Below are 21,158 nucleotides of genomic sequence, written 5' to 3'. Positions count from 1 at the left end.
GAACGCTAACTTTGAGATTGAATCTGAAGCGCGTTCGTGAATGCGTTTTCTTGATAGTCTAAATGTAAAATAAAATGCACGCTATGTCAATAACATAGTGTGCATTTAATTCGTAAAATTTGTGCAATTGTAGATTAAATAATATTACATTAGGTTATTTAATCCAATTACACGTGTAGCTACACGCACAAACTCTCGAGGACGGTCCGGATGGTCGATGCGCCACTTCAGCAATTCTCCCGCACGTATTCCCATCTCGCGCTTTGGCACGTCAACAGTCGGCATGGACGGCTGGAGCAGGGAAAGCTCTCCGCTGTTATCGAAGCCCGTCACAACGATGTCCTCTGGAACACGCTTGCCTTCCTCTCTAAGCAGGTGAATAAGCTCGATGGCCACGGCATCATTTGCGCAAATGTATACCTCCGGCCGTTCCTTGCTCTTTTGAAGCGCATCTCTCAGCTGTTCTCGGTAGTAATAGTGTCTCGGTAATGTGTTCGTAATATTCAGACCATGATTCATAGGGATTTTTGCTTGTTCCAGAGCGCGGCAGAAGCCTGTCCAGCGTTCCCAATAGCTTAGGCAGGAACCGATGTCACCAACAAAGCCGACGCTGGTGTATCCGTTTGCAAGAATGGACCTTGTCATTTGGTACACGCTGTCGCTGTTGTTCATCGTAAGAATGTCTGTATGCAGATCATTCATATTGAATGTGGCATACGTATCTACGAATAGTGCTGGAATGCCGGTTTGCTGTAGATGTTCATAATAGGTTTGAAGGAAGGAGCCAATCGTAATCAATCCTGCTGGGCGCTGCATCGAAAATAGCGGCGGCAGTCGAAGCTCATTCTCCTCCTCCAGATCGACGATTGCCATGGCTACCGTGTAGCCAGCCTCTTTCAACGAGGAATTTAATCCGCTTAAAAATTGAGACCAGTAATAATTGCCCATATAGTCAGAATGGGACAATAAGGCGATCAGCTTGCTCTTGCTCGAATCGACTGCTGGCTCTGAATGTTCGGTCAGCTTCGAGATCGACTCTAGAAGTCCAGGCGGGAACTTGGTATATCCCATCTGAATCGCTTGCTTCACAATTCGCACGCGAGTGTCTTCTTTAAGACCCTCTTCATTATTCAGCGCCTTGGATACCGTATTGCGCGATAGCTGCAGGGCGTCTGCTATGTGCTGTTGGGTTATTCTTTTGGACATCCGGAATTCTCTCCCATAAGATTGGTATACTCTGAGTATAAGGTAGGCTTACATATTTGACAAATGTAAAGTTGAAAAAACGAAAAAATATTTTCCTAATTTTGAATGAAAAGTTCACGTTTCCCATTCGCTAACGGGTATCCATTCTGTGCTTGGGCAACTCGCAATGGACGGTATGGCAGAAGCATAGAAGTCGACCGCGATGCGGTAAGGACCACATTTGTCGTCATTCTTTGGCAAACATCATAATTTCTTAAGAATTTCGCAAGAAATCGTTAAACCTATCCGTCTAGACTAGTGAATAACAAAGGAACTGAGGGATAGGTGAGAATCGTGAGCAATAAAAGTTCAACCATTCAACATACAGCATCAACAAACGCCATACCACAGAAACGACGCGCTCGGAGCAAAGTACGACTTCTGCTGGGCGTCATGCTGATCAGCTGCGGTATTCTCTGGATCATGCATGCGATGGACTTTCCATTGAAGACGATTTACGCCATTGCACTCGACCGTCTACATCTTGATTCGAATGACCATGCTTTTGCAGGAGCAGAGATTGAGGCAAAGGCAGCCGTTGTTATGGACGGTGAGACAGGCGAGACCATTTTCTATAAAAATGACCAGGATAAACTGCCGATGGCGAGCACGACCAAGATTATGACAGCGCTCATCGCCTTAGATGCGATGCCTTCGGAGACGCTCGTTAGAGTCGGTTCGGAGGTAGAGTGGACCGCGGCAGTAGAGAGCAAGGCGGGCCTCGTGGAGGGACAGCTGCTAACTTGGGAGGAGCTCATCAAGGCGATGATGCTTCCTTCCGGAAATGACGCAGCGCGCACGATCGCGGTACAGGTCGGCATGCAGCATGCGCAGGCAGGTGCTACAAGAGGCGAAGCCTATCAAGCATTTGTTGTCATGATGAACAAGAAGGCCAAGCAGCTTGGCATGGAGCGGACGCATTTTACGAATCCGCATGGCATGCATGATCCGAATCATTACAGCACGGCGCATGATCTCGCTGCGCTTGCTTATGAAGCGATGCAGCATGAAGGCTTTCGAGAGATTGTGATGGAGAAGCGAGCTGCGCTTAGCGAGTCTTCACCGGATAGAGTCCATGCGATGACAGTGGTGAATCGCAATAAGCTGCTTCAAGAGGACAGCGGCTATTACTACGATGGAGCAATTGGCATAAAGACAGGTTTCACTGATCAAGCAGGCTACTGCCTTGTATCTTCTGCTGAGCGGCAGGGGCAGATGGTGATTGCGGTCGTGCTGCATTCGACCGAGACAGAAGTATGGACCGATTCCCATACGCTGCTCGATTATGGATTCGATTGGTCTAGGGCTAAAGGGCGAATGGATAAATCTGCTTAGGGGCGTGTTCCCAAGCAGATTTTTTTGTTTTCAATCTAAAGTTTAAGCGCTGTAAGGGCGATATAAATGAAGAAATAGTTCTGCTAAAGAACTGCTTTCATCCCACGATTCGAGCCATTCAGCATGAGGGGGAGATCTTGTTGTGTGGCAGCTTGCTGGTGTGAAAAAAGTAAAATAGTAGGACTTGAGAACTAAATTTGTAAAAAGGTAGAAACAGGCTTGTGTTGCATGCCGTAAAATTGTATATGAACATATACAAATATACATATAGAGAGTTAGCATGTATGGAGGGATCATCGAATGTATACGGTAGTCAGCAGCACGGCTCAGCTTGCCCATTATAACCGAATCTGGAGTGAGGTTTGGAAGGAAAAGGGGTTCGAGCTGGAAGTTGAGAACGAAGTAATGGACAAGCTGTTAGTCTCCAATGAGCATGACGAGTTTATCGGTACTTTTGAAGTGAAGCCCTATCAACCAGATAAGGTGGAGCTGCGCGAGGTCGCGACGTTTCATCTGCAGCAAGAACTTATCTCATCGATTGAAAAGGTAGCTGAAGTGGACAAGGTAGCCCTGCTGCCTAAGCATCGTGGAAACAATATCTCGAGGCTCTTGTCCGCTATGGTATATTATGCGGATCGGCATTTGTTGGATTATTATGTGTGCCTGCTGGAACCCGTGTTTGCACGCGCACTTCGAATATCCTTTAAAGTACCGATGCGAAAGATCGGAGGTCGAACGCCGTACAAAGGGGATGACGTTGTTCCGACGATTATCGACGTAGGTCGCATTCGGCGCAATAAACATGAGTATCCCTGGGTGCTCCCAACTACACAAGAGGCATTGCTGGAATCATCGTTGTAAGTGAAAACTTTATAAGAGAAAGCGGGTTATGTCGTTGAGCGATCAACATATTTTAGACCAGAGAAATCGATTGTTTGTCAAAATTCTATGGGCTTCGATTGGTCTTGGCGTTGTCACCAATCTGATGGCTGGTGCAACAAGCACGATGCTGATCATTCTCATTGCAGCTGGTTCGCTGAGCTGTGGCGTCGCTACGTTTTTAACGTACAAGAAGATTGCGGTACAGTATATCATGTACTTGGTGCCCGTGATCATTACAGGCCTTATTCTCATGCTTATGGTATCGGACCCGAATCCTTTGTTCAGCACCTATTTGCTCGTTTATGTAAATATGGGCATGATGACGCTGTATTCCAATTATCGTCCGGTGTTATTTACAGCGATCCTCAGCTTTGCATTAACAATTTACGCCTTCTATGACCCGAAGCTGCATGAAGCCGTATTTGTTAAGGAGCCCCTTATCTATTTGCTGCTCTATATTATCCTTGCTGCGATTACACTGTGCTCCGCAACGATCTTCAGTGAACGCTTGCAGCGTCAAGTGCTTGAGAATACGGCTGCGGTGATGAAGGCCAACGAGCAATCCGAGAAGCTCCTTGCTGAGATTACAAGCTCTGTTGCCATGCTGAATGATTTCAGTCTTGAACAAAAAGAGCGAGTAGTTACAACGAGCAGCATCTCGAAGGAGGTTACGCAAACCTTTGCCGAGATCTCAAGCTCGATTGAAAAAGAAACAAATGAGCTTCAAGCGATCCGAGTGTCAGTGCAAGCGGTGGAACAGTCTCTTGGCGAAGTTGTGCAGAGCACGGAGCAGCTTGATGTGGTCGCAACGGAGACAACGAAGCTTGCATTGCAAGGAAATGATGAGATTGCAACGCTGGTCGAGCAGATGGATCGCGTGCAGAAGATGGTTGGCGAGACCGTGCGCTTGATGAATGTGCTTAATGCCCAGACTGACCAAGTCGGCAGCATCGTACAGACAATTAGCGAGATATCGGCACAGACGAATTTGCTTTCCCTGAATGCTGCAATTGAAGCGGCTAGAGCAGGGGAGCACGGGGCAGGATTTGCTGTTGTGGCAAGCGAGGTGCGCAAGCTTGCGGATCATACCCAGCAATCCACGGAGGAGATCTCGAACATCCTGGCAACGATCCAAAGTCAAATCAACAATGCGGCGCATGTGGTTGAGCTTGGAGATGAGGCAGTTGTATCCGGCGTGTCGGCTACACAGGCTGTTGAGCATATCGTGAAGCAGATCTCAGGCAATACGAATCAGGTTAATGAGCAGGCGGATCTGATGCGAGTGGCAGTAGCTGATCTTGAGAAGCAGTACGGCACAGTCGCTCAAGGAATGGTATCCATTGCCTCAAGCACGGAGCAGCATATGGCTGCTGTTGAAGAGGTCATGGCAAGCATGGAGCACCAGGATGGCCAGATCTCCGCTCTCGTACAAGGCTATGATCGCTTGGACGAGCGGGTGAGCGACCTGAAGAAGCTGTCTGAAGCGCATGAGCAGTCGGATACGAAGGCTGTAATTGGATAGATGCATAAAACGAGGCGGAAGAAATAGAGAGATAGTTCTCTATTCCGCTTCGATCGAAATAAGAAGGTGCCCATCGTTCGTCTGAACGGTGCGGGCACCTTTTTGTCATACTAGGAAACTTTTACAATCCGACCGTCTTTCTGATATGTAATCTGCTTTATCCTTTTCAGGTATTGCTCAACCGCTTCATACAGCGTAATCCCAGTGGATAGCTGTTTTTTGCTTCTGAAAAGAGAATAGCCGTCTCCTCCTGCTGCCATATAGTCATTGATCACGATTCGGTATCGCTTTGCATCTGTTAAATCCTCTCCTTGAATGCGGATCTGAGACACTCGATGTCCTGGCGGCTTGGCAGGGTCCAGACGACAGGACATGCCGCTCATTTGAGGGAAACGCCCAGCTCCTTTTTCAACCTCACTCATGCCGGATTCCAGCACCGCACGAAGTTCCGCACCTGTAAGTTCGACAATCGTTAGTTGATTCGTGAAGGGAATCGCCTCATACAGCTCACGCTTTGAGATTACGCCAACGGGGATGCTGCTGCGAATGCTGCCGCCATTCAACAATGCCGCGTCTGCTTTGTTCTCTGGTACGGCGCGTATTCGCTCGAGCATCGCATCGGTAATCAAATTGCCGAGATTCGTTTCTTCTGATCGGATGCGATTTCGCTCACCGTCCAACTTCGTATGGGTGGTGGCTATAGAATCATTCAGTGATAGCTCGGTTTTAGCTTGCAAATGCTCAATTTGCTTTAGCATCTCAGGATCGGGCGAGGGCGTATCGGAATAAGGAATGAGCTTTGCCCCAAGCTGCACGAGCTTGCCCTTGTCATAATAAAGATCGACTTTGCCGAGCGTCTGGCCGTATTCTCCATCCTGTACGATCATTACGCCTTCGATCACTTCTGGCTTTACAAGCTTCGTATGTGAGTGGCCTCCAATGATTAAAGGAACTCCCTTGATATGTCTGGCAAGCTCTCGATCCCTGTCAATTCCGCAATGGGAGACAAGAATAACCTCATCTGCAAGCCGCTTCAGCTTCGGTACCCACATCTCGGCGGCGGCAAGAGGATCTAAGAAGGTTAGATTCTGTATTCGATCGGGATGAGCTAGGATAGAGGTTTCTGGGGCCGTAAGCCCTAAAAACGCAAAGGAATATCCTTCGACGTGAACGATCGTGTATGGCTCAAGCAGCAGTGAACCATCCTTCCGAACAATATTGGCACTTAAAAGAGGGAAGTGAAGCTGGGAACGCAGCTTCATCAGCTGTGCTACCCCATAGTCGAACTCATGATTGCCCGCCACAGAGAGCTTATAGGAAAGCTCGTTTATAAGCGGAGGGATGCATTCTCCATTGGATACATTGGAATAGATCGTACCTTGAAACAGGTCGCCTGCATCTACGAGCAGCGTATTCGGATTATCATGCCGCATTTGCCTTATTATTGATGCCAGCTTGGCATATCCCAGTTCCTGATTGTTTTTCTTCTCAACGAGGTGCCCGTGAATATCATTCGTATGGGCTATTGTTAGATGAAGCTTCCCGCTGTGCATCGCTTCCATGGGAGGTGAAGACTTCGTATGTTGACGCTCTTTCCCAAGCGGAGCTTGCTTTCTAGGCGTATTCTCAGGGACTCCCTCAGTGCTTATCATTCTTACCGATGGAAGAATGATGGCAGAAGAGGAGCAGTATGGCGCCAGCAGAGAAGGTAAGGACAACAGCAGAATGGTAAGGACAACAGCAAGTTTATTGCCTATCATGGCAGCCTCCATTTCTACATAACAGAATGAGATTGCTTTGCCTTGATGTATGTTCTGATCTCATCACATCATGGTCGATGTTCATTAACAGAGCTTCTAATAGGGTTCCTTTTATGGAAATAACCGTAAAGCAGACTTTTAGTGTGAGCTAAAGCAAGAGGAATATTCACGCTGGAATCCATTCCAATATTTACAAAAACAACATCATAAAATAAGGGGTTGGCCTAGTAGAATAAGAGTGTAATCAAACGTTGTTCATAACTGGGAGGAGTCTGATGATGAAGCTTACAAGGTTCAAGTTGAATTGGCTCAAACTCACAATGGTTCTTGCTCTCGCACTGCCACTGTATGCTGGATTGACAAGCAGCTGGCAGCAGGCCTATGCAGAAGGCCCTCAGGATCCGGCCCCTTATCTCAACCCGACGGTTGTAAATGAGAATGCGGGCAAAAAGGTTTTGTTCGACAACAGTCATGGACAGACAGCTGGTGCAGCCGACTGGGTAATTGATGGAGGCTTTTCAGACTTCGCGGTTGCACTTGCAAATGATGGCTACTATGTGAAGGAGCTTCGCAAGGCAGGGCCAATTGTGTACTCGGATTTGCAGGATTATGATGTGTTCGTATTGGCAGAGCCGAATATTCCCTTTAAGCAAACTGAACAAGCCGCAATGGAGCAGTATGTAGAGAATGGCGGCAGCATCTTCTTCATTGGTGATCATTATAATGCAGACCGCAATAAGAACCGCTGGGACGGATCAGAGTCGATGAACGGCTATCGCCGCGGTGCTTGGGAGGATCCGACCAAAGGCATGAGCGCAGAGGAGAAGAGCTCACCAGCGATGCAGGGTGTAGTAAGCTCGGATTGGCTTGCTGACAACTTCGGTGTACGCTTCCGCTACAATGCGCTTGGGGATGTGAACGCGAATCAGATCGTGGCACCTAATCAAGCCTTTGGCATCACGACAGGCGTATCCTCGGTCGCCATGCATGCCGGATCCACGCTTGCAATTATTGACCCGACGAAGGCTAAGGGCATTGTGTATGTGCCGAGCACGAATGCAGCGTGGCCGAACGCCGTTGATCAAGGCGTATATAACGGCGGAGGCATCGCAGAAGGCCCTTACGTTGCCGTATCCAAGGTTGGTGCAGGCAAGGCGGCTTTTATCGGTGACTCCTCGCCTGTTGAGGATGCTACGCCTAAATATTTGCGTGAGGAAACAGGCACTCGCAAAACGACCTACGACGGATTCAAGGAACAAGATGATGATGTGCTTCTGGTGAACCTCATGAATTGGCTGTCTGAGCCAGAAAGCTATACCTCTTTATCGCAAGTGCAAGGCTTGCAGTTGGATCAGCAAACAGCTCTTCTTCCGATGGAGTCCCCGCAAGCTTCTACAGAACCTCAGCAAGAGCCATGGTCTCAACCGGCAGCCGGGTATAAGTGGTGGGATGCTTCAACCTTCAAGCCAGGATCCTACGGCAGCTCTACGGTAGTTACAAACCCTTCCTACAGCTTTGTTCATCAGTCCGTACTTCCTAACGCAGAGGACTTTCAGATTCGAGTTCTCGTTCAGAATCTGCCTCCAAATACGACGATATCCGGACTGAATGCAGGGATCTACATTACGGGCGGAACGCAGGTTGCGAAGATTCAAAATGACGGCGGAACCTGGCCGACAGCCTATGGCTACAGCACTCCATTCAGTGTAACTTCGAACGCTCAAGGCATCGCGTACAAGGACTTGACGGTACGCATGAAGCCTGGCACAACAGGAGCGGCTAGCTTAAGGCTTAGGCAGAATGTAAACGGCAGCAACAGCAATATTCTGACGACTAGCGTTACGATCAATAACGTGCCTGCCGAGCCGCTGCCGGGGCTTCCGAATCCGAACCCAGCGAAGATAACGATTGCTGAAGCGCGTACGAAAGCTGAGGGAACCTTGGTTACGGTTGAAGGCGTCATTACTACGGAACCGGGAATATACGGTGCACAAGGATTCTATCTTCAGGATGAGACTGGCGGCATCTATGTGTTCCAGACACAGAGCGGATTCCACGAAGGGGATGCGGTGAAGATCACCGCTCCTCTCACGGTATATAATAGCGAGCTTGAAGTAGCGGATATCGTATCTATTGAAAAGACAGGCACAGCTCCGATCCCGCAGGCAGCAACAGCAGATACTGTGGATGCAAGCAATCAAGGGCAGTTGGTCGAGCTCACTCAAGTGACCATTCAGAACATCGTCAGCGCAGCGCCTGCAGGTTCATTTGAATTTGATGCTGTTAAAGGGACGCAAAGCACACGAGTGCGCGTAGATGTGCGTACGGGTGTAGACTTAACTTCCTTCCCGTATCAGAATGGTCAGATCATTCATGTAAAGGGAGCAGCATCTGTATTTAAAGGAACCTACCAGCTTAAGCCAAGAAGTTTGCAGGACTTTGCGCTGGTTCAAGATACGTCTGCACCAACGACGACCGCAACGCTAACCCCTTCTCCAACAGCAAGTGGCTGGTTCGACCAAGCGGTAACGGTGAACTTTGAAGTTGCTGACAATCGGGAAGGCACGACGACGTACTATTCACGGAATCAAGGCGAGGAAGCTGTATATACCGGACCAGTAACGATTAAGGAGGAGGGCGTGTCCCTCCTCCGGTATTTTTCTAAAGACGCGGCAGGCAATATCGAAGAAGCAAAAACGTTGGAGATTAAGCTTGATACAACGGCTCCAAGCGCCGCGCTGACAGCCTCAGGCAAGCCGATTCAGGACCTTCAGCTGTCTGATCGCGTACAGCTACAGCTCGTGAGTTCAGATGCGGGATCTGGTGTGGTATCCGAGCAGCTGTGGCTCAATGGACAGAGCATCGCGAATGGAGCGACCATTGTGGCTAGTGAGCTAGGTGTAGGCGAGCATGTTCTAAGCTATCAGGTAAAAGATGCGGCAGGCCACGTGACGGAGCAGACAGTTAAGTTCAACGTTGCAGCCGATTCTATTGCCAAAGGGGCTCCTGGCAAGCCTGTGTTGTCCAGCAACAGTGGACATTCGGGACTCTCAGGCGGCAGCTATACCCTCACGATGAACATGTGGTGGGGGAATAATGGGACGATCTTCAAGCTGTATGAAAATGGAGTTGAAATTCACAGCAGTCAGTTAACGGATGCGACGCCAGCCGCGCAGACGGCGAAAGTTGATATTCAAGGCAAGCCGAACGGGACTTACGTCTATACCGCTGAGCTGATTAATGCAAAAGGCAAGACTGCTTCTGAGCCTTTGACCCTTGTCGTAAAAGATGCAGCGCCAAGCAAACCGGTGCTGGCCCATAATAATTGGGATGGGGACGGCGTGTATACGATTACGATGAATATGTGGTGGGGGACGAATGGCAGCGAAGTGCGTCTTTATGAGAATGGCAAGCTCATCGATACAAAGGGGCTGAAAGAGAATACGCCAAGCTCTCAACAAGCCAGCTTCGAGCTGACTGGACGAGAGAAGGGCAGCTATGAATATTATGTGGAGCTCGTAAATGCAGCGGGTATCACGACAAGTGAAGTCCTGAAGATACAGGTGAACTAGCAGGAAGGAAGCTGTCGAGGGCAATCTCGGCAGCTATTCTATCCGAATAACAGCAATAAGCTTCTATCTTGTCATAACAATAGTAGAATAAGAGGATATAAGCAGTTGGATGACATTAGGCTAGTATGAGACTCTGTTCAGCGTCTAGTTGTATGTTCGAATGATGATCATTCATAGAAAGAAAAAGAACCGCCTAGGATGGAGACCTATGGCGGTTCTTTCAGTTGATTCGGAAACTAGCGAACTCTCAATCATCTTGCACAGGATGGTTTGAACTTCTTTGCATTTCTTACTTAGAAAGGAACGGCTCCTAGATAAGCTTCTTCCGAATGGCGCCCGATAGAATATCGATAATCGTAATCATGACAATGATGCCGAGCAGGATAATGCCGACACGGTCCCAATCGCGTGTGCTTAAGGCAAAGATCAGCGGAGTGCCGATACCGCCTGCCCCGATTACGCCGAGGATGGTCGCGGAGCGAACATTGATCTCGAAGCGATACAGTGTATACGAGAGGAAGCCGGGCAGTACCTGCGGCAGGACAGCATACATTAGAATCTGAAGGCGATTGGCTCCTGCGGCAGTCAAGGCCTCAATCGGGCCTTTGTCAATCTGCTCCACCTCATCGGAGAACAACTTCCCCAGCATCCCGACAGAATGGAGGCCAAGCGCCAATACGCCTGCGAAGGAGCCGGGGCCTACGGCTTTAATGAATAGGATGGCCATCACAATCTCAGGAAAGGTGCGGATGAAGCTAAGCAGCATCTTTCCTGAACCGGATATGGCCTTCTTCGTACTCATGTTGACTGAGGCCAGAAAGGCCAGCGGCACCGAGATGAGTGTCGAGATGACGGTGCCTAGAATCGATATTTCTAGAGTAACCAGTAATCCCCTAAGCAGATCCTCCCCATCCGGCAAATAGACATAATCCCAGTCCGGGGAGAAAATACCCTGAGCAATCGACTTTGTGACTTGAAGCGCGGTTTCTTTAAAGCCAGCGTAAGGGATGCCGGCAAAAGCCCACACGTAAAGCAGCAGCAGGGCAACGATAAGGATCCAGCGGCTTTTCTTCGATTTTGGCTTCACGACGGTAGACTTCCAGGACGGTGTCATAATAACCTCTCCCGCAGCTTCATACTGACATAATCAATAAGCAGGACTATGGCTAAAGTGAACAGAATGATCATCGATGTTTTGTCATACTCAAGGAGGCCTAATGTGACTTCATAGTAGTGGCCAATTCCACCGGCTCCAACAAGACCAAGTATGGCGGCAGCTCGAATGTTGATCTCGAAGGTATACAAGGTGAAGGACATGAAGTGGGCTTGAATCTGAGGAATCACGCTGTATACGATGATCTGCATACGATTGGCTCCAGCAGCGGTGAGCGCTTCCAAGGGGCCGTGATCGATGGCCTCCAGAGCCTCATAGGTAAGCTTGGCGATGAGTCCGAGCGAGAATACAGACAAGGCCATAATGCCAGGCAGCGGGCCAAGCCCGAAGATCGCGACAAAGATGGCAGCGAGAAGCAGATCCGGCACGGTACGTATGAGATTCAAGATGAAGCGGGATGGATAGTAGAGCCATCTTAATCTTGTTATATTGCTAGCGCACAGGAGTGCGATCGGAATCGCAAGTACCGCACCAAACGTGGTGCCAATAAGGGCCATGCGAATCGTTTCCAGCATAGCTGGTAAGATGTTGTCCAGATAGCTCCACTTAGGCGGAAACATTTCTCGCAGCAGATCCAGCATATTGGGGATACCGACAATCAGCTCTTGAAAAGAGGAGTCCGTGCCTGTCGCGCTAATCCAGATTAGGATAAATAGCAGCAGCGCCGTGAGATAGTGCTTGAGCCGACTGGGTGGAACAGGTCTCGTCATTGCAGCAGGTGGATGCTTCGGCGCCGCCCTCATGCTTCGATCTCCTGAGGAGCTAGTTCTCTTAGTGAGCGTCCATAGATCTCCATGAAGCGTTCGTCGGTTGCCTCTGCGACAGGCCCATCAAAGACGACTTCCCCCGCTCGAAGGCCTATGATGCGTGTCGCATAGGCTCTTGCCAGATCAATATCATGGAGGTTGATGATCGTTGTGATCTTAAGCTCTTGATTGATCCGCTGCAGATCATCCATGACCTGTTTCGTTGTTAATGGATCAAGGGAAGCGACGGGCTCATCAGCAAGGATAATCTTGGCTTCCTGAGCCAGTACGCGGGCAATGGCCACACGCTGCTGCTGTCCGCCAGACAGCTCATCGGCTCGGGAGTAAGCCTTCTCGAGCAGGTTGACCCGAGCCAAAGCCTCGAAGGCAAGATCTTCATCCGTCTTCGGGAATAGGCCGAGTATGGTGCGAAGCGTTCCGTGATGGCCGACTCTGCCTGCTAATACATTGCGAAGCACAGATGAACGCTTCACGAGATTGAAGCCTTGGAAGATCATGCCGATATCTCGCCGAATGCTTCGCAGTGCTTTTCCCTCCGCTTTCGTAATGGAGGCGCCATGAATCTCGATGTTCCCTTCCGTAATATCATGCAGGCGGTTAATGGCGCGGAGGAGGGTGGACTTCCCCGCGCCAGACAATCCGACGATCGCGACAAATTCGCCCTGCTCGACGGTAAGGCTGACCTGATTTAGCCCCTTGGTCTGATTCGGATAGATTTTGGATACGTTCTGCAGCTTAATCATAAAATCATCCTCTTAAGGTTTGGTTGTTACTCGGTTTTGACCTTTTCCCCATATTCACGCACGATATCGAATACAGAATCCTCTGACTTTACATAGCCCTCATGGGTGTAGATATCCTTGATGATCGCATTGCCTTCAGGATCGTTGCCGATGTCCATAAAGGCCTGCTGCAGCTTGCTGATCCATTCCTCGCTCATGTCGGAGCGGACGGTGACGGTGTCATTCGGGATTTTCTCCGTATAGGCGAGCACCCGTGTCTGGTCAAAGACGTCAGGATAATCCTTTTTCACTACGTTGCGCGCATCCTGGAAGATTGCTGCGGCGTCCACATCGCCGTTCAGCACAGCAAGCACAGCTTGATCATGGCCCTTCAGCGTTACTGGGGTAACGTCCTTAAGCGGATCTACGCCTTCCTCAAGCAGCTTCCCTGCAGGCCATACATATCCGGCTGAGGAGGTCACATTCTGATAGGCGATCTTTTTGCCTTTGAGGTCGCTTATTTTCTGGATGTCGGAATCCTTTTTGACGATAATCATCGCCTTGTAGAAATCAACCTTTTCCTCCGTTGGCTCGCCAGTCTCATCCTTTACGCCGTATCGCTGCGCCTGGAGAATGACTTCAGCAGCCCCCTTTTCCTTTGCCAGCACATAGGCGGAAGGCGGGAGGAAGCCGACATCGACCTTCTTCGATGCCATGGCTTCAATGATCGTGTTGTAATCAGTTGAAATGCTTACTTTTACTGGAATGCCAAGCCGATCACTAAGGAGTTTCTCAAGCGGCTTTGCTTTTGCTTCAAGCGTGTCCGCATTCTGAGAAGGGATAAACTGTACGGTTAAGGATTGGGGCACATAGTCCTTTGAGGCGGAGTCCTTCGTGCTGCAAGCGCTTAAGATAAGCAGGGGAATGCATAGAATCAGAATGAACGCAGAGCGTATATTCATCCCTTAACCTCCTCTAAATGATTTCTCACTATTATCTATTCGAGGATTGAAAGTTTTAGAGCCATTGAGAGGAGGATAATTTTATATCGTGTCCATTGAATAGATATGCAGGAGCGGGATTTCCCTTTCCAAATCAAACATGAAAAAGACCTCTGCCGCAGGGGAAGAGGTCTATTTTACATCTATTCAGATAGTCTTGATGTTTTAGTTTCATGTTCCTCGCGAACCTTAGGATAATCATACTCATCCTCTGCATTGTCTCGGACTACTTTCTGGAGCGTAAAACAAGCCGAGATCATCCATAAAAATAGAACAACATATAGTCCTTTCTCCATAAGTGCCCAGTCTGCATTAAAAACGCTTATTCCGAAAATAATGCTGCAAGCGGAGAAAGATGCCCATGCCATAAACGTGTAGGCCGGCGTATTTCTTCTACGAGGCTTCATTGTGTGATTCCCTCCCATAGGTAATGAGCTCATTATACATGGGAATGGAAGGTTTTGCCTTATAATATTTTGGATATTTATGCAGGTTCGTGACAAAGAACATAACATGGCCCATACCGTTCCTACGTGATTGACTGGGGCCAACATTTATTAGGAGTAGACGGTTTGCAGGAAACAAAAATCAATTTACAAGCATCGGTAAGCACCTAGCAGCTTGTTTAGAGGCTGTAATCATGGATCACAATTCATCAAAGCCGTTGTCGTCGCCGACTTTGCCGTAGTTGCGGGACTTCGCTTCGAAGAAGTCCGTCTTCGTTGCATTGAGCGCCTCATCAGAGAACGGCTTGATCCAAGGCATGCAGTTCACATCTACGCCTTCATAAGCTTTGTCGAGCCCCATCATGGCAAGGCGGCGGTTCGCGATGTACTTGATATAATCGGACAGCTCGCGAAGGTCGATACCCTTAATATTTTGAAGCGTGTAATGAGCCCAGTTGGTTTCAAGCTCTACCGCACGATTAATCGTATCATAGACATTCTTCATGTTCTCTGGCGTATTCAGTTCAGGAAAGTCCATGAGAAGCTGCTTGAACACTTCACCGAAGAAGTAGCAGTGCTGATTCTCGTCACGCTGAATGTAAGAGATCATTTGACTTGTACCCATCATCTTCTGATCGCGCGCCAGGTTGTAGAAGAAGGCGAACGTGCTGTAGAAGAAGATTCCCTCCAGAATCAAGTCCGCTACAAGCGCTTGGAAAAAGGTTTGCGGTGTCGCGTTGTCACGGAACGCTTGATAAATGTCTGCGATGAAGCGATTGCGCTCCAGCAGTACCCTGTCATGCTTCCAATATTCGAAGATTTCCTTCTGTTCTTGATCGGATACGAGCGAAGACAACACGTATGAATACGATTGGTTATGCACGACTTCCTGCTGTGCAATAATGGCGGAGATCGCCTCCAGGGAGGAGTCCGTGAAGTACTGCTTCACATCGCCAACGAACATCGTCTGCATGGAGTCGAGTACCGCAAGCAAGGAGATGTTGATCTTGAACGCTTTGCGCTCTTCCGGCTCAAGCAGCGGGAACTGCTGTGCATCCTTGGCCATCGGAATCTCATCCGCGATCCAGTGGTTCAAGAGCAGCACTTTGTACAATTTGTACATGTGCGGCATGCGGATATCATCCCAGTTCAAGATACCCGAGGATTCTCCAAGAATAATGCGTGTGGATTTGTTGGGTGCCTTCGTGTTAAAGATTAGCTGACGTCCCAGCGATTGATGGAGTACCGTCATGAAGTCACGTCCTTTCTATGATTAAGCCGACAACGGTGCGGCATAAGGGCAGTTCTCTGTATAGCATCATCAGCGCGATGATGTTGACTGATCATCACTTACAGCAAGAGCTTGACGTTATCGAACATCGAACCTGCACTCTAGTTAGGAGCTGCAGGATTCGCATTCTTCTACGGTCAGCGCTTGGCTGCGGACATAGTACGTGGATTTAAGCCCAGCTTTCCATGCATGAAGGTGCAGAGCTAGGAATTCCACGGCACGAATATCCGGACGAACGTACAGGTTGAAGCTTTGTCCTTGATCCAAGTGACGCTGGCGGGCAGACGCCATCCTGATCGACCAGTTCTGGTCCAGACGGAAGGCTGTCTTATAGTACCATATCGTCTTTTCAGACAGGTCTGGAGCAGGGTTTGCAATCTTGTAAGTCGTCTTTTCCTCATAGCTCAAGAGCTCGTATACAGGGTCAATGCTTGCCGTAGAACCTGCAATGATCGACGTCGAGCCATTTGGCGCGACAGCCATGAGCCATGCGTTGCGCATACCGTTCTCTTTCACTTCTTCAGTAAGCTCGTTCCACTGCTCCGTCGTAACATATTCGCCTGCTCGATTGCCCGATGTATAGTCGCGCTGCTCGAAGTAGCGGCCACTAGCCCACTCAGAGTCTTTGAAGAGCGGATATGCGCCTTTCTCCTTCGCAAGCTCCATGCTGGACTTGATTGCCAAGTAGCTGATCTTCTCATATAGATTGTCGTTGTACGCGACAGCCGCATCGGATTCCCAAGCGATCCCTTCAAGGGCAAGCAAATGGTGGAGCCCGAACGTGCCAAGGCCGATTGCGCGGTAGCGTTGATTCGTATATTGGGCTTGAAGCACTTCGATATTGTTAATGTCGATGACGTTATCCAACATGCGAATTTGGATCGGAACGAGACGGTCCAGTACGCCTGCGCGCACTGCGCGAGCCAAGTGGATCGAATTCAGGTTGCATACGACAAAGTCGCCTGGAATCTTGCTGATGATAATGCGCATCTCACCATCTTGTGCGACCAATTGCTCTTGTTCAACGACGGTAGGCGATTGGTTCTGCATAATTTCCGTACAAAGGTTCGAGCTGTAGATGACGCCGTGCGCCTTGTTCGGATTCATGCGATTCGCAGAATCTCTATAGAACATATAAGGCGTCCCTGTCTCGAGCTGAGACTTCAGCACTCGCTTCATGATGTCGATCGCAGGCAGCGTAATGCGAGACAGCTGTGGATTCGCTGCAGCCTCCATGTACTTTTCACGGAATAAGCCTTCGCCGAATTCCTCATCATAGAAATCTTCCAGACCGAGCGGACGTCCGTTGCTGTCCTTCCAGCCCATTACTTTCTTAACTTCATGCGGGCAGAACAGGTGCCAGTCTTCGCGAGCTTCAACAGCTTCCATGAATAAGTCGGGAATACAGATGCCGTGGAAAATGTCATGGGCTCTCATTCGCTCGTCGCCGTTGTTCAGCTTCAGGTCAAGGAAGGAAAGAATGTCTTTATGGAACACATCCAGGTATACCGCGATAGCACCTTTGCGTGTACCAAGCTGGTCTACGCTTACGGCTGTATTATTCAGCTGGCGAATCCAAGGGATGACACCAGAGCTTGTGTTTTTATGTCCACGGATATCCGAGCCGCGTGCACGGACTTTGCCGAGGTACACGCCGATTCCACCACCCATTTTGGAAAGACGGGCCACATCCGTATTGGAATCAAAAATGCCTTCCAAAGAGTCATCAACCGTATCGATAAAGCAGCTGGAGAGCTGTCCAGCCACCTTCTTGCCGGCATTCGCCATTGTTGGGGTCGCTGCAGTCATGTACAGGTTGCTCATTGCCCAGTAGGCTTCCTTTGCTAGCTGTGTACGTGTTTCAGCAGGCTCCTTATGCATCAGGTACATGGCGATAATCATATATCGTTCTTGCGGAAGCTCCATGGTGCGTCCCTCAAAGTCTGCTGCCAGGTAACGCTCTCGGAGTGTAAGCAGGCCAATGTAGTCGAACCATTCATCGCAGTGTGGCTCAATCGCTGCGCCTAGCTCGCGAATCTGCTCTACCGTGTAGGCTGCGAGAAGCTCTTTACGGTATATCCCTAGATCTACTAACGTTTTGACGAGCTTGTAGAAGTCTCCATATGGTTTGTCCGGGTAAGCCTTATAATTGCGGTGTACTGCAGCTTCCTTATAGAGCTTCGTCAGCAAGGAGCGTGCCGCAATAAACTTCCAGTCTGGTTCTTCACGAGTAATGAGTTCAAGAGAGGTCATGATGCAGGCTTGCGTGATCTCAGCCGCTTGCACCGTGCTTTGACGAAGCTTGGCAAGGACACCGTGATGCCATTTCTCACGATTCAGATGAGGGAAGTCCTCCATAATGCGTGCAGCATACTTCATAATGCGATTCGCATCAAAGGCAAGAGAGCGATTCTTTGGCTTAAGCACCATTTGTACCGTATGGGTGGTTGATAACATGTGAACAGTTCCTCCTTTAATAATGAAAGCATCCCAAGTTCGTGCTTATCGACCAATCGAATGACATACAAAAAGAAAGGATAAGGACCAACGAGAGCGCTTATCCAACGCTTCCATGGCGCATTTGCTCCTCCTTGGAAGCAAAGTGAGCAACTGACTCTGCGTATCATGCATCTAATGGGCCGCTAGCAGACATAGTGAAGCGGCATGCAAGGACAAGAGTAACTTGGGTATGAGCGAAATACTCAGATTGCATGCTCTTAGTATGTGAGTGTGTTCGAGGCAGGGTATGTAGGATGTCCCTGCAGGGTCTAAGGTTGTTCATTGGTTGTGTTGAAGGAAAGCAGCTCTAGTATAAGTGGTTTCGCTAATAGGGATGTTCGTAGAATTGACCGTCGGTCTTTGGAAGCCGTAAGGATCGTGATGAATCCGTGAGGTAGGCGTTCAACGAGTTTCAAGTTCCCGACAAAGAATAGGAAGGCGAAAATGTCGAATGTTGCAGTGGTGCGAGTTTACAAATTCAATATATAGTTGATTTTTAGTAACTATACTACAACATATGGGGTTAGTAAATAGGCGATGTATGATTTTTGTCATCACGAAATTGGCAAGGAAATGGGGTAAATGGCCATTTCTCGGTCCTTTTTTTCGATAATCGCGATTCTCGTAGAGAAAACTTATGCCCCATATATTCGGAAATGGACATTACGACTTACGTTTTTGGAAAGCGTTCACAAGGTGCGAAAAAGAATGATCGTTATAAAGAGCGTAATTGCAGGCAATCGGGCGGTGAGGACGTATGAAATAATAAGGACACGATCGTATGCATACAGGGATAGCTTCATATGCTTGAGTGTTAAGATTTTTTTCAATATAATGATGGAATAAATCAAAAAAATGTTTAAAAAAATCAAAAATGAAAAGGGATTCACCTGTAGGTTGTCGAAGTGAAGAGGAGTAACGATGATTTCGTTTTGTTGAATCTTACTTTTTCATGGATGAAGGAGCGATATACACATGTTGAATGTGAGCCAGATGGTGGACACGACGACGCTGTCTTCCCTTGCCAAGGTATTTCCCGATGAAGAATTGAAGGATGCTGCATACTTGAAGGGCTCAGCCCTGCTTAACGAATCTTATTCCTTCCAGGTTGCCTACCGCAGCGCGCAGCTGTGGAAGGGGGTGTCGGTAAGTGTACAATCTGAGCTGGCGCCTTACATCACCCTGTACGAGGTCGGACTCGCTCCTTCGGAGCTGCCGAATCATGCTGATCATGACGAGCATATTCTGCGTACAACCCCTGGCTTATACCCAGATCCGCTATATCCGCTGCAGCAAGGAACAGTAGATGTGATGCCAGGCCAATGGCGCTCGGTATGGGTAAGCGTTGATCTGGACGATCAAGTGGAGCCTGGTCAATATGACATTAAGATTAGCTTCAACAATCAAGAGCAGGAGCTTGGAAACACAGCATTTCAACTAGAAGTTATCGGTAGCAAACTGCCGGAACAGACGCTCACCCATACGGAATGGTTTCATGCCGATTGCTTGGCAACCTACTATAAGGTGGATGCTTTGAGCGAGGAGCATTGGAAGCTGATTCGAAGCTTTGTCCGCACCGCCGTAGAGCATGGGATGAATATGATCCTGACTCCACTTTTCACCTTGCCGCTGGATACGGCGGTAGGCGGAGAGCGTCCAACAGTACAGCTGGTTGGTGTCGAGGTGACAGGACAGGATCAATATGCCTTTGACTTCTCCTCCCTTGATCGCTGGATCGATCTATGCTTCGAGGAAGGCGTATCCTATATTGAATTCTCTCATCTGTTCACCCAGTGGGGCGTAAAGCACGCGCCAAAAGTTGTGGCGACAGTGGATGGGCAAGAAAAGCGCATCTTCGGATGGGATACCGATGCGATGGGCGAGGCATACGGCCAATTTCTATCTCAATTCCTCCCGCAGCTCAAAGCTTATATCGTAGAAAAGGGGATTAAGGACCGCTGCTATTTCCATGTGTCCGATGAGCCTTCTCTTGAGCACCTCGGCAACTATGAAGCCGCAAGCAAGCGCCTGCGTGAAGGACTTGGCGAAGACGTTACCTTTATTGACGCCTTATCCAACATCGACTTCTACGAGCGTGGAATCGTCGAGCATCCGATCCCAGCGAATGATCATATATCGCCGTTTATTGAGAATGGCGTAGACCCGCTGTGGACCTATTATTGCGTGTCCCAGCGCCAGAAGGTATCCAACCGCTTCTTCTGTATGCCATCAGCCCGCAACCGGGTTATTGGCATCCAAATGTACAAATTCAATGTGAAGGGCTTCCTGCACTGGGGATACAACTTCTGGTACACGCAGTTCTCAACGAGAGCAATTGATCCTTATCGCGTTACCGATGCGGGGCGTGCGTTCCCATCTGGTGATCCCTTCATCGTCTATCCAGGCGAAGATGGGCCAATTGGCTCCCTGCGCCTGAAGGTGATGCGTGAAGCGCTTCAAGATATGCGCGCTTTGCAGCTGCTTGAGAAGCTTGCGGGCCGAGAAGCCGTGATGGCGCTGGTCGAGAAGCAGGTCGATGAACCGATTACATTCAACTCCTACCCGCGCGATGCAGAATGGCTGCTTAGCTTGAGAGAATCGATCAACGATGCGATTAAGCAGGCTGTTCATTCACATCAATAATTATTTAGTAGATTAATCGTTATTGCAGATCCCAATCGGACGTGGCGCCGATTGGGATTTTTTTGTGTCCCATCCCCTAACATTTCTCCTGTGTCAAACTAAAGATTGACAGGTTGTAGATCGAAGCGCCTCCATCGAAAATAGAGTCCACATCAGCTGTTTCATGATAGTTGAATGAAAGAGAACGAGAGATACAAGCTATAGGGCTCATCATAGCATTAGTCGTAAAAAAGGCTGCCCTCATCACGATTGCTGCTGAAGTGGCAATCGTGATGAGGGCAGCCAAGATGCTGTACGTC

General features: G+C 48.9%; 14 protein-coding genes. 5 read left to right on the top strand and 9 right to left on the bottom strand.

Annotated features, from left to right (window positions below; genetic code table 11):
- Window positions 1-144: 144 nt before the first annotated feature.
- Window positions 145-1,206: a LacI family DNA-binding transcriptional regulator gene (locus I2H74_RS13860; protein WP_195574604.1), complete on the bottom strand. Its 1,062-nt coding sequence runs from the start codon at window positions 1,204-1,206 to the stop codon at window positions 145-147.
- Window positions 1,207-1,539: 333 nt separating this feature from the next.
- Between I2H74_RS13860 and I2H74_RS13855 the strand changes: the two genes are divergently transcribed.
- The 3 genes from I2H74_RS13855 (at window position 1,540) to I2H74_RS13845 (ending at window position 4,984) form a co-directional block, all read left to right on the top strand.
- On the top strand, window positions 1,540-2,580 hold the full coding sequence (locus I2H74_RS13855; RefSeq protein ID WP_324254073.1) for a D-alanyl-D-alanine carboxypeptidase family protein: 1,041 nt from the start codon (window positions 1,540-1,542) through the stop codon (window positions 2,578-2,580).
- Window positions 2,581-2,880: 300 nt separating this feature from the next.
- Window positions 2,881-3,441: a hypothetical protein gene (locus I2H74_RS13850; RefSeq protein ID WP_195574602.1), complete on the top strand. Its 561-nt coding sequence runs from the start codon at window positions 2,881-2,883 to the stop codon at window positions 3,439-3,441.
- Window positions 3,442-3,469: 28 nt separating this feature from the next.
- Complete coding sequence (locus I2H74_RS13845; protein WP_229106663.1) at window positions 3,470-4,984, top strand: methyl-accepting chemotaxis protein; 1,515 nt, start codon at window positions 3,470-3,472, stop codon at window positions 4,982-4,984.
- A gap of 110 nt (window positions 4,985-5,094) precedes the next feature.
- Here I2H74_RS13845 and I2H74_RS13840 read toward each other — a convergent pair whose 3' ends face one another.
- The gene (locus tag I2H74_RS13840) at window positions 5,095-6,744 is read right to left on the bottom strand and encodes a bifunctional metallophosphatase/5'-nucleotidase (RefSeq protein WP_195574599.1); all 1,650 of its coding nucleotides are present in this window, start codon (window positions 6,742-6,744) and stop codon (window positions 5,095-5,097) included.
- A 275-nt stretch (window positions 6,745-7,019) separates the two neighbouring features.
- Here I2H74_RS13840 and I2H74_RS13835 point away from each other — a divergent pair, with 275 nt between their 5' ends.
- Window positions 7,020-10,316 carry a chitinase N-terminal domain-containing protein gene (locus tag I2H74_RS13835; protein WP_195574597.1) on the top strand — a complete coding sequence of 1,099 codons (3,297 nt, stop codon included), beginning with the start codon at window positions 7,020-7,022 and terminating at the stop codon, window positions 10,314-10,316.
- Window positions 10,317-10,626: 310 nt separating this feature from the next.
- Here I2H74_RS13835 and phnE (I2H74_RS13830) read toward each other — a convergent pair whose 3' ends face one another.
- From phnE (I2H74_RS13830) to I2H74_RS13800, 7 genes are all read right to left on the bottom strand, one after another.
- On the bottom strand, window positions 10,627-11,430 hold the full coding sequence (gene phnE, locus I2H74_RS13830) for a phosphonate ABC transporter, permease protein PhnE (RefSeq protein ID WP_195574596.1): 804 nt from the start codon (window positions 11,428-11,430) through the stop codon (window positions 10,627-10,629).
- Window positions 11,427-12,233: a phosphonate ABC transporter, permease protein PhnE gene (gene phnE / locus I2H74_RS13825; RefSeq protein WP_195574594.1), complete on the bottom strand. Its 807-nt coding sequence runs from the start codon at window positions 12,231-12,233 to the stop codon at window positions 11,427-11,429. The genes phnE (I2H74_RS13830) and phnE (I2H74_RS13825) overlap by 4 nt, the downstream gene beginning before the upstream one ends.
- Entirely contained in the window at window positions 12,230-13,000 is a 771-nt protein-coding gene (gene phnC, locus I2H74_RS13820; protein ID WP_195574593.1) for a phosphonate ABC transporter ATP-binding protein, read from the bottom strand. The genes phnE (I2H74_RS13825) and phnC overlap by 4 nt, the downstream gene beginning before the upstream one ends.
- 26 nt (window positions 13,001-13,026) lie before the next feature.
- Window positions 13,027-13,941, bottom strand: coding sequence for a phosphate/phosphite/phosphonate ABC transporter substrate-binding protein (locus tag I2H74_RS13815; RefSeq protein WP_195574591.1), 915 nt, complete (start codon window positions 13,939-13,941; stop codon window positions 13,027-13,029).
- Window positions 13,942-14,123: 182 nt separating this feature from the next.
- Window positions 14,124-14,387 carry a YiaA/YiaB family inner membrane protein gene (locus tag I2H74_RS13810; protein WP_195574590.1) on the bottom strand — a complete coding sequence of 88 codons (264 nt, stop codon included), beginning with the start codon at window positions 14,385-14,387 and terminating at the stop codon, window positions 14,124-14,126.
- Window positions 14,388-14,625: 238 nt separating this feature from the next.
- Window positions 14,626-15,657, bottom strand: a complete 1,032-nt coding sequence (locus tag I2H74_RS13805; protein WP_195574877.1) for a ribonucleotide-diphosphate reductase subunit beta — start codon at window positions 15,655-15,657, stop codon at window positions 14,626-14,628.
- 165 nt (window positions 15,658-15,822) lie between these two features.
- On the bottom strand, window positions 15,823-18,174 hold the full coding sequence (locus I2H74_RS13800) for a ribonucleoside-diphosphate reductase subunit alpha (protein ID WP_195574587.1): 2,352 nt from the start codon (window positions 18,172-18,174) through the stop codon (window positions 15,823-15,825).
- Between the two features lie 1,017 nt (window positions 18,175-19,191).
- On the opposite strand from I2H74_RS13800, the gene I2H74_RS13795 reads away from it, so the two are divergent.
- Window positions 19,192-20,859 carry a DUF4091 domain-containing protein gene (locus tag I2H74_RS13795; protein WP_195574586.1) on the top strand — a complete coding sequence of 556 codons (1,668 nt, stop codon included), beginning with the start codon at window positions 19,192-19,194 and terminating at the stop codon, window positions 20,857-20,859.
- Window positions 20,860-21,158 lie beyond the last annotated feature (299 nt).

This window comes from Paenibacillus sp. 1001270B_150601_E10 (assembly GCF_015558675.1).
Taxonomy (GTDB): Bacteria; Bacillota; Bacilli; order Paenibacillales; family Paenibacillaceae; genus Paenibacillus_B.
Note: the sequence above shows the minus strand (reverse complement) of the source record. Positions and strands in the feature narration are given on the sequence as shown.

Excerpts from the sequence above, each read along its gene's own strand:
- I2H74_RS13850 (WP_195574602.1), top strand. The coding sequence starts at position 2,881 with ATGTATACGGTAGTCAGCAGCACGGCTCAGCTTGCCCATTATAACCGA.
- I2H74_RS13810 (WP_195574590.1), bottom strand. The coding sequence starts at position 14,387 with ATGAAGCCTCGTAGAAGAAATACGCCGGCCTACACGTTTATGGCATGG.
- I2H74_RS13835 (WP_195574597.1), top strand. The coding sequence starts at position 7,020 with ATGATGAAGCTTACAAGGTTCAAGTTGAATTGGCTCAAACTCACAATG.
- phnE (WP_195574594.1), bottom strand. The coding sequence starts at position 12,233 with ATGAGGGCGGCGCCGAAGCATCCACCTGCTGCAATGACGAGACCTGTT.
- phnC (WP_195574593.1), bottom strand. The coding sequence starts at position 13,000 with ATGATTAAGCTGCAGAACGTATCCAAAATCTATCCGAATCAGACCAAG.
- I2H74_RS13845 (WP_229106663.1), top strand. The coding sequence starts at position 3,470 with ATGTCGTTGAGCGATCAACATATTTTAGACCAGAGAAATCGATTGTTT.
- I2H74_RS13840 (WP_195574599.1), bottom strand. The coding sequence starts at position 6,744 with ATGATAGGCAATAAACTTGCTGTTGTCCTTACCATTCTGCTGTTGTCC.
- I2H74_RS13795 (WP_195574586.1), top strand. The coding sequence starts at position 19,192 with ATGTTGAATGTGAGCCAGATGGTGGACACGACGACGCTGTCTTCCCTT.
- phnE (WP_195574596.1), bottom strand. The coding sequence starts at position 11,430 with ATGACACCGTCCTGGAAGTCTACCGTCGTGAAGCCAAAATCGAAGAAA.
- I2H74_RS13800 (WP_195574587.1), bottom strand. The coding sequence starts at position 18,174 with ATGTTATCAACCACCCATACGGTACAAATGGTGCTTAAGCCAAAGAAT.
- I2H74_RS13815 (WP_195574591.1), bottom strand. The coding sequence starts at position 13,941 with ATGAATATACGCTCTGCGTTCATTCTGATTCTATGCATTCCCCTGCTT.
- I2H74_RS13860 (WP_195574604.1), bottom strand. The coding sequence starts at position 1,206 with ATGTCCAAAAGAATAACCCAACAGCACATAGCAGACGCCCTGCAGCTA.